This is a genomic window from Muricoccus vinaceus (assembly GCF_042433125.1).
GTDB classification, from domain to species: Bacteria; Pseudomonadota; Alphaproteobacteria; order Acetobacterales; family Acetobacteraceae; genus Roseomonas; species Roseomonas vinacea.
On record NZ_JBHLVZ010000069.1, the window covers coordinates 222,655 to 229,541 of the forward strand.

At 66.9% G+C, this 6,887-nt stretch carries 15 protein-coding genes; all 15 read right to left on the minus strand.

What is annotated here, in order from left to right; all coding sequences use genetic code 11:
- Window positions 1-9 precede the first annotated feature (9 nt).
- Window positions 10-315: a 30S ribosomal protein S14 gene (rpsN, locus tag ACFFIC_RS20090; RefSeq protein WP_140885972.1), complete on the minus strand. Its 306-nt coding sequence runs from the start codon at window positions 313-315 to the stop codon at window positions 10-12.
- A gap of 67 nt (window positions 316-382) precedes the next feature.
- On the minus strand, window positions 383-979 hold the full coding sequence (gene rplE / locus ACFFIC_RS20095) for a 50S ribosomal protein L5 (protein ID WP_377053636.1): 597 nt from the start codon (window positions 977-979) through the stop codon (window positions 383-385).
- On the minus strand, window positions 976-1,290 hold the full coding sequence (rplX, locus tag ACFFIC_RS20100) for a 50S ribosomal protein L24 (RefSeq protein ID WP_377053638.1): 315 nt from the start codon (window positions 1,288-1,290) through the stop codon (window positions 976-978). The genes rplE and rplX overlap by 4 nt, the downstream gene beginning before the upstream one ends.
- Window positions 1,290-1,658 carry a 50S ribosomal protein L14 gene (rplN, locus tag ACFFIC_RS20105; protein WP_377053640.1) on the minus strand — a complete coding sequence of 123 codons (369 nt, stop codon included), beginning with the start codon at window positions 1,656-1,658 and terminating at the stop codon, window positions 1,290-1,292. The genes rplX and rplN overlap by 1 nt, the downstream gene beginning before the upstream one ends.
- Window positions 1,655-1,960, minus strand: coding sequence for a 30S ribosomal protein S17 (gene rpsQ, locus ACFFIC_RS20110; RefSeq protein WP_377053642.1), 306 nt, complete (start codon window positions 1,958-1,960; stop codon window positions 1,655-1,657). The genes rplN and rpsQ overlap by 4 nt, the downstream gene beginning before the upstream one ends.
- 20 nt (window positions 1,961-1,980) lie before the next feature.
- Window positions 1,981-2,187 carry a 50S ribosomal protein L29 gene (gene rpmC / locus ACFFIC_RS20115; RefSeq protein WP_377053644.1) on the minus strand — a complete coding sequence of 69 codons (207 nt, stop codon included), beginning with the start codon at window positions 2,185-2,187 and terminating at the stop codon, window positions 1,981-1,983.
- A 3-nt stretch (window positions 2,188-2,190) separates the two neighbouring features.
- Entirely contained in the window at window positions 2,191-2,613 is a 423-nt protein-coding gene (rplP, locus tag ACFFIC_RS20120; protein ID WP_377053646.1) for a 50S ribosomal protein L16, read from the minus strand.
- Between the two features lie 24 nt (window positions 2,614-2,637).
- Complete coding sequence (gene rpsC / locus ACFFIC_RS20125) at window positions 2,638-3,318, minus strand: 30S ribosomal protein S3 (protein ID WP_377053648.1); 681 nt, start codon at window positions 3,316-3,318, stop codon at window positions 2,638-2,640.
- Window position 3,319: 1 nt separating this feature from the next.
- Complete coding sequence (gene rplV, locus ACFFIC_RS20130) at window positions 3,320-3,718, minus strand: 50S ribosomal protein L22 (protein ID WP_338663537.1); 399 nt, start codon at window positions 3,716-3,718, stop codon at window positions 3,320-3,322.
- A 1-nt stretch (window position 3,719) separates the two neighbouring features.
- A complete protein-coding gene (gene rpsS, locus ACFFIC_RS20135; protein WP_377053651.1) occupies window positions 3,720-3,998 on the minus strand; it encodes a 30S ribosomal protein S19 in 279 nt (92 codons plus the stop codon).
- Between the two features lie 5 nt (window positions 3,999-4,003).
- Window positions 4,004-4,840, minus strand: coding sequence for a 50S ribosomal protein L2 (rplB, locus tag ACFFIC_RS20140; protein WP_377053653.1), 837 nt, complete (start codon window positions 4,838-4,840; stop codon window positions 4,004-4,006).
- 3 nt (window positions 4,841-4,843) lie between these two features.
- On the minus strand, window positions 4,844-5,125 hold the full coding sequence (locus tag ACFFIC_RS20145; protein WP_377053673.1) for a 50S ribosomal protein L23: 282 nt from the start codon (window positions 5,123-5,125) through the stop codon (window positions 4,844-4,846).
- 44 nt (window positions 5,126-5,169) lie between these two features.
- Window positions 5,170-5,790 (minus strand): 50S ribosomal protein L4, encoded by a 621-nt coding sequence (gene rplD / locus ACFFIC_RS20150; protein ID WP_377053655.1) that lies wholly within the window; start codon window positions 5,788-5,790, stop codon window positions 5,170-5,172.
- A gap of 10 nt (window positions 5,791-5,800) precedes the next feature.
- Entirely contained in the window at window positions 5,801-6,487 is a 687-nt protein-coding gene (rplC, locus tag ACFFIC_RS20155) for a 50S ribosomal protein L3 (RefSeq protein WP_377053657.1), read from the minus strand.
- A gap of 20 nt (window positions 6,488-6,507) precedes the next feature.
- A complete protein-coding gene (rpsJ, locus tag ACFFIC_RS20160) occupies window positions 6,508-6,822 on the minus strand; it encodes a 30S ribosomal protein S10 (protein ID WP_043835383.1) in 315 nt (104 codons plus the stop codon).
- Between the last annotated feature and the right edge of the window lie 65 nt (window positions 6,823-6,887).

Below are 6,887 nucleotides of genomic sequence, written 5' to 3' on the forward strand. Positions count from 1 at the left end.
TCTCCTCCCTTACCACGAGGCCTTGGTGAGGCCAGGAATCTGACCGCTGGACGCGAGCTCCCGCAGCATGTTCCGGCTGAGCTGGAACTTGCGGTAGTTGCCACGCGGGCGGCCGGTGAGCGCACAGCGCAGGCGCACGCGGACCTTGGCCCCGTTGCGCGGCAGCTGCGCCAGCTTGAGGGTCGCTTCGAAGCGATCCTCCACCGGCAGCTCGCGGTCCATCACCACCTTCTTCAGGGCGGCGCGCTTGCCCGCATGCGCCTTGGAAAGGCGCTTGCGCATGTTGTTCTTCTCGACTGACGAAGTCTTGGCCATTCGATCAGTTATCCTCCGGAACCTGTCCGGCCACGACGCGGTGCGCCGTGCCGGCGGTTTTCCAAGATCAGTTGACGAAGGGAAGCTTGAAGCCCTTGAGCAGGGCCTTGGCTTCCTTGTCCGTCTTCGCCGTGGTGACGAAGACGATATCCATGCCGCGGACGGCCTCGACCTTGTCGTAGGCGATCTCGGGGAAGATGATCTGCTCCTTCAGGCCCATGGCGTAGTTGCCACGGCCGTCGAAGCCCTTGCCCGAAATGCCGCGGAAGTCGCGGACGCGCGGCAGCGCGATGGTGACCAGCCGGTCCAGGAACTCGTACATCCGGGCGCGCCGCAGCGTCACCTTGGTGCCGATCGCCTGGCCCTCGCGGATCTTGAAGCCCGCGATCGCCTTCTTGGCCTTGGTCTTGACCGGCTTCTGGCCGGCGATGACCGTCAGCTCCGCCACGGCGGCGTCGAGCTTCTTCTGGTCGCCGGCGGCTTCGCCGACGCCCATGTTGATGACGATCTTCTCCAGCTTCGGAACCTCCATCGGGTTCTTGTAGCCGAATTCCTCGATCAACGCCTGGCGGATCGAGGCGAAGTATTCCTGCTGCAGGCGAGGCTGCTCGGCGGCGATGTTCTCGCCGCGCACCTTCTCCTGCGTCTCCGTCGTGTCGCTCATGCGATCACCTCGCCGGAGGCCTTCGCCACCCGGACCTTCTTGTCACCGTCGATGCGGAAGCCGACGCGGGTCGGCTTGTCGCTCTTCGGGTCGATCAGCGCCAGGTTGGAGAGGTCGATGGACGCCTCCTTCTCCTGGATACCGCCGGGCTGGTTCATGCCCTGCGGCTTGGTGTGGCGCTTGACCATGTTCACGCCCTGCACGACGGCGCGGTTGGCCTCGGGCAGCACGGAGAGAACCTCGCCGCGCTTGCCCTTGTCCTTGCCCGTGAGAACCTGGACGCGGTCCCCCTTGCGGATCTTGGCAGCCATCACAGCACCTCCGGAGCCAGGGAGATGATCTTCATGTACTTCCGGGCGCGCAGCTCGCGCACGACCGGACCGAAGATGCGGGTTCCGATCGGCTCGTTCTGCTTGTTGATCAGAACGGCCGCGTTGTTGTCGAAGCGGATGGCGGTGCCATCGCCCCGGCGCACGGGATAGGCGGTGCGGACGATCACGGCCCGGTGGACCTCGCCCTTCTTCACCTTGGCGCGGGGAATGGCGTCCTTGATGGAGACGACGATGATGTCGCCGACCGAGGCCGTCTTGCGCTTGGAGCCGCCCAGCACCTTGATGCACTGGACCCGGCGCGCGCCGGAGTTGTCGGCGACGTCGAGGTTGGATTCGACCTGGATCATGCCGACACCTGCTCGCCGATCTCGATGTCGTCGAGCGGCTCATAGGCGGCGGGGCGCTCGACGGCTTCGCCGTTGCGCTGGATCACCAGCCAGGACTTGCGCTTGGAGATCGGACGGCACTCCTCGATGGAGACCGTGTCGCCCTCGCGGCACAGGTTGGTGTCGTCATGCGCGGCGTACTTCTTCGAGCGCCGGATGAACTTCTTGTAGAGCGGGTGCATCACGCGACGCTCGACCAGGACCGTGACGGTCTTGTCCTGCTTGTCGCTCGTGACCCGCCCGGTGAGGACTCGCTTCGGCATGGGCCGCGGTCTCCTCTCTCTCAGGACTTGGGGGAAGTGCGGGCCTGCTGGCCCAGCACGGTCTTAACACGGGCGATGTCCCGGCGCACGGCCCGGATTCGCCCAACGGCCTCCAACTGGCCCGTCGCCCGCTGGAAGCGCAGGTTGAACTGCTCCTTCCGGAGGTCGAGCAGCATGGTCTTCAGCTCGTCCGCGGTCTTTGCGCGGACATCCGCGATCTTGGTCATCGATCAGGCCTCCGCCGCGCCCAGACGGGCCACGACCTTCGTCTTGATCGGCAGCTTCGCCGCACCCAGGGCCAGCGCCTCGCGCGCGGTCTCCTGGTTGACGCCGTCGATCTCGAACATGATGCGGCCCGGCTTGATCCGGACCACCCAGAACTCGGGCGCGCCCTTGCCCGAGCCCATGCGGACTTCGGCCGGCTTGGAGGAGACGGGCACATCCGGGAAGATCCGGATCCACACGCGCCCCTGGCGCTTCATGGCGCGGGTGATCGCGCGGCGGGCCGCCTCGATCTGCCGGGCGGTGACCCGCTCCGGCTCCAGCGCCTTCAGGCCGTAGCCGCCGAAGGACAGGGTGAACCCGCCCTTGGCGTTGCCCTTGATGCGGCCCTTGTGGGCCTTTCGGTACGTCGTGCGCTTCGGCGACAACATGTTACGTGTTCCTCAGTCCGTCGCTCAGCGCTGCGGCGCCTGCTCGGCGGCGCGCTTGTCCTGCGCCATCGGATCGTGGCCCATCACCTCGCCCTTGAAGATCCAGACCTTGACGCCGCAGGTGCCATAGGTGGTCTTCGCGGTCGCGACGCCGAAGTCGATATCGGCGCGCAGGGTGTGCAGGGGCACGCGGCCCTCGCGGTACCATTCCATGCGCGCGATCTCGGCCCCGCCAAGGCGGCCACCGCAGTTGATGCGGATGCCACCAGCGCCGAGGCGCATGGCCGACTGGACGGCACGCTTCATGGCGCGCCGGAAGGCGACGCGGCGCTCGAGCTGCTGCGCGATGCTCTCGGCCACCAGGGTGGCGTCCAGCTCGGGCTTGCGGATCTCGACGATGTTCAGCGAAACCTCGGCCCCCGCCATCTTCGCCAGGTCCTTGCGGAGCTGCTCAATGTCGGCGCCCTTCTTGCCGATCACGACGCCCGGGCGGGCGGCATGGATCGTCACGCGGGGCTTCTTGGCCGGGCGCTCGATCACGACCTTGGCCACGCCAGCGCCCTTCAGGCGCTCACGCAGGGTGCGGCGAAGCTTCAGGTCGTCATGGAGCAGGCCGGCATAGTCGGCGTCGCCGGCGTACCAGCGGCTGTCCCAGGTGCGGTTGATGCCGAGCCGGAGCCCGATCGGATTGACTTTGTGACCCATGTTACGCGGCCTCCTCGGCCACCGGCACCGGCTGCTGCTCGGCGACGACGATCTTCAGGTGGCTGAACCACTTCTCGACGCGGGCGGCCTTGCCGCGGCCACGCGCCTGGAAGCGCTTCATGACGATCGAACGGCCCACCTCGACGCGAGCCACCACCAGCTTGTCGACATCGAGGCTGTGGTTGTTCTCGGCGTTGGCGATGGCGCTCTCGAGCGTCTTCTTCACCGTGTCTGAAATGCGGCGCTTGCTGAAGGTCAGCGTGGCGACGGCATCCTGGGCGCGGCGGCCACGGATGAGGCCGGCCGCGAGGTTCAGCTTGCGCGGGGACACGCGGATGTTCCGCGTGACCGCCTGAGCTTCGGTTTCTGCGAGGCTGCGCTCGTGCTTCGGCTTGCTCATCTCAGCCCCGCTTCGCCTTCTTGTCCGACGAATGGCCGGTGAAGGTGCGCGTCGGCGAGAACTCGCCGAACTTGTGGCCCACCATGTTCTCGGACACCTGGACGGGGATGAACTTCTTGCCGTTGTAGACACCGAAGACCAGCCCGACGAACTGCGGAAGAATGGTGCTGCGGCGGGACCAGATCTTGATGATCTCGTTCCGGCCGGAGTTCCGCGCGGTCTCCGCCTTGTTCAGCAGGTAGCCGTCGACGAACGGCCCCTTCCATACGCTGCGCGCCATAGCGGTCAGCCCTTCTTCGCGGTGCGGCGACGGACGATGAGACGGTCCGTGCGCTTGTTGGTGCGGGTCTTGTAACCCTTGGTCGGCTTGCCCCAGGGGGTGACCGGGTGACGGCCGCCAGAGGTCCGGCCCTCACCACCGCCGTGCGGGTGGTCGACCGGGTTCATGACAACGCCGCGGTTGTGCGGACGGAAGCCCATCCAGCGGCGACGCCCGGCCTTGCCGAGCTGCTGGTTGGAGTTGTCCGGGTTGGACACCGCGCCGATCGAGGCCAGGCACTCGGCCCGAAGGAGGCGGACCTCGCCGGACATCAGCTTGACCTGGGCATAGCCGGCATCCTTGCCGACCAGCTGGCAATAGGTGCCGGCCGAGCGCGCGATCTTGGCGCCGGCACCGGGCTTCATCTCGATGGCATGCACAATCGTGCCCACGGGGATGGAGGCCAGCGGCATGGCGTTGCCGGGCTTGATGTCCACGCGATCGCCCGCGATCACCGTGTCGCCGGCCTTCAGGCGCTGCGGCGCGATGATATACGTCAGTTCGCCGTCCGCGTACTTGAGCAGGGCGATCCAGGCCGTGCGGTTCGGATCGTATTCCAACCGCTCGACCGTCGCGGGCACGTTGAACTTCGTGCGGCGCTTGAAGTCGACATAGCGGTAGGACTGCTTGTGTCCGCCGCCACGGAACCGGACGGTGGTGCGGCCGTAGTTGTTGCGCCCGCCGGAGTGGCTCTTGCCCTCCGTGAGCAGCTTGACCGGCTTGCCCTTCCACAGTTCGGACTTGTTGACCAGCACCGTGCCGCGAAGGCTCGGCGTGACCGGCTTGAATTGCTTGAGCGCCATGGCTTACGCGAGCCCCGTCGTCAGATCGATGCTCTGGCCTTCGGCCAGGCTGACGATCGCCTTCTTCCAATCGGAGCGCTGGCCCGGACGGCCACGGAAACGCTTCGACTTGCCCTTGACCACCACCGTGTTCACGGCAGTGACGTTGACGCCGAAGAGCTGCTCCACGGCGGCCTTGATTTCTGGCTTGGTCGCGTCGAGCGTCACCTTGAACGTGACCTGGCCGGTCTCGTTCAGCAGCGTCGCCTTCTCGGTGATCACCGGGGCGACGACGAGCTGGTACATGCGCTCCGGCGTGACGACCGGCTTCGGGCGGGTTGCGTGTGCGCTCACGACAGGCGCTCCTTCAGGGCCTCGACGCCCGCCCGCGTGACCGCGAGCACGTCGTGGTGGAGGATGTCATAGACGTTGGCGCCCACCGTCGGCATCACCTGGATCTTGGGCAGGTTGCGCGCGGCGCGCAACAGGCCCTCGTCCGGCGTGGCGTCGAACACCAGGGCGCTGGTCCAGCCAAGCACCTTCAGCTGCGCGACCAGGGTCTTGGTCTTGGCGGTGTCGCCGGGGGAGGCGGTGTCGAGGATGACGAGCTTGCCCTCGGCGGCCTTCTGGCTCAGCGCGCTGATCAGGCCCAGGCGGCGGACCTTCTTCGGCAGGCTGTACTCGTGGCTGCGCACCACCGGGCCGTGAACCACACCACCGGTGCGGAACTGCGGCGCGCGGAGCGAACCCTGGCGGGCGTTGCCCGTACCCTTCTGGCGATAGGGCTTCTTCGTGGTGCCCGACACCTCGCCCATGCCCTTCACCTTGTGGGTGCCGGCACGACGCTTGGCGAGCTGCCAGTGGACCACGCGCGCCATGATGTCGGTGCGGGGCTGGGCGCCGAAGAACTCGTCGGGAAGCTCGATGTCGCCGGCTTCGGCGTTGTCGAGGGTGATGACCTTGATCTGCATCGCTCGATCCTCAGGCCGCGGCCGTCGGGTACGGCGCGTCGGCGTGACGCTTCCGCTTCACGGCGTCGCGCACCATGACCCAGCCGTTGGCGGCGCCGGGGACGGCGCCCTTGATGAAGAGGATGTTCCGCTCGACATCCACGCCGGCCACTTCCAGGTTCTGGGTGGTCACGCGCTCGACGCCGAGATGGCCAGCCATCTTCTTGTTCTTGAAGACCTTGCCCGGATCCTGGCGGTTGCCGGTCGAACCGTGCGAACGGTGACTGATCGACACGCCGTGCGAGGCCTCGAGGCCGGCGAAGTTCCAGCGCTTCATGGCGCCGGCAAAGCCCTTGCCCTTGGTCACGCCGGTGACGTCGATCTTCTGGCCCTTGACGAAGTGGGCCGGGGAGAGCTTCGCGCCCGCCTCCAGCACCGCGTCATCGGCCGTGCGGAACTCGATCACCTTCGCGGGTGCCTCGACGCCCGACTTGGCGAAATGGGCCCTGTTGGGCTTGGAGACGTTCTTCGGCTTCGCGTGCCCTGCGCCCAGCTGCACCGCGGTGTAGCCGTCCTTGTCGGTGGAACGCACCGCCACGACGCGAACGTCATCCACGTGCAGCAGCGTCACCGGCACGGTGGAGCCGTCGTCGTTGAAAAGCCGGGACATGCCCAGCTTCCGGGCGATCAGGCCAGTGCGGCCATCTTTCGCGGCCATGGTGTATGCGCCCCTCAGACTCAGATCTTGATTTCGACGTCCACGCCCGAGGCCAGGTCGAGCTTCATCAGCGCGTCCACGGTCTGCGGGGTGGGGTCGACGATGTCCAGAAGACGGCGATGAGTCCGAATCTCGAACTGCTCGCGCGACTTCTTATCGACGTGCGGAGAACGGTTCACGGTGAACCGCTCGATGTGGGTGGGGAGCGGGATCGGACCCCGCACCCGCGCACCGGTCCGCTTCGCGGTGTTCACGATCTCCCGCGTGCTGCCATCCAGCACGCGGTGATCGAACGCCTTGAGGCGGATCCGGATATTCTGGGCGTCGGCGGCCATCTTACTTCTCGATGCTCGCGACGACGCCGGCGCCGACGGTGCGGCCGCCCTCGCGGATGGCGAAG

Bases quoted from the DNA above. Each gene is read 5' to 3' on its own strand.
- rpsN (WP_140885972.1), bottom strand. From the start codon at position 315: ATGGCCAAGACTTCGTCAGTCGAGAAGAACAACATGCGCAAGCGCCTT.
- rplE (WP_377053636.1), bottom strand. From the start codon at position 979: ATGAGCGACACGACGGAGACGCAGGAGAAGGTGCGCGGCGAGAACATC.
- rplX (WP_377053638.1), bottom strand. From the start codon at position 1,290: ATGGCTGCCAAGATCCGCAAGGGGGACCGCGTCCAGGTTCTCACGGGC.
- rplN (WP_377053640.1), bottom strand. From the start codon at position 1,658: ATGATCCAGGTCGAATCCAACCTCGACGTCGCCGACAACTCCGGCGCG.
- rpsQ (WP_377053642.1), bottom strand. From the start codon at position 1,960: ATGCCGAAGCGAGTCCTCACCGGGCGGGTCACGAGCGACAAGCAGGAC.
- rpmC (WP_377053644.1), bottom strand. From the start codon at position 2,187: ATGACCAAGATCGCGGATGTCCGCGCAAAGACCGCGGACGAGCTGAAG.
- rplP (WP_377053646.1), bottom strand. From the start codon at position 2,613: ATGTTGTCGCCGAAGCGCACGACGTACCGAAAGGCCCACAAGGGCCGC.
- rpsC (WP_377053648.1), bottom strand. From the start codon at position 3,318: ATGGGTCACAAAGTCAATCCGATCGGGCTCCGGCTCGGCATCAACCGC.
- rplV (WP_338663537.1), bottom strand. From the start codon at position 3,718: ATGAGCAAGCCGAAGCACGAGCGCAGCCTCGCAGAAACCGAAGCTCAG.
- rpsS (WP_377053651.1), bottom strand. From the start codon at position 3,998: ATGGCGCGCAGCGTATGGAAGGGGCCGTTCGTCGACGGCTACCTGCTG.
- rplB (WP_377053653.1), bottom strand. From the start codon at position 4,840: ATGGCGCTCAAGCAATTCAAGCCGGTCACGCCGAGCCTTCGCGGCACG.
- ACFFIC_RS20145 (WP_377053673.1), bottom strand. From the start codon at position 5,125: ATGTACCAGCTCGTCGTCGCCCCGGTGATCACCGAGAAGGCGACGCTG.
- rplD (WP_377053655.1), bottom strand. From the start codon at position 5,790: ATGCAGATCAAGGTCATCACCCTCGACAACGCCGAAGCCGGCGACATC.
- rplC (WP_377053657.1), bottom strand. From the start codon at position 6,487: ATGGCCGCGAAAGATGGCCGCACTGGCCTGATCGCCCGGAAGCTGGGC.
- rpsJ (WP_043835383.1), bottom strand. From the start codon at position 6,822: ATGGCCGCCGACGCCCAGAATATCCGGATCCGCCTCAAGGCGTTCGAT.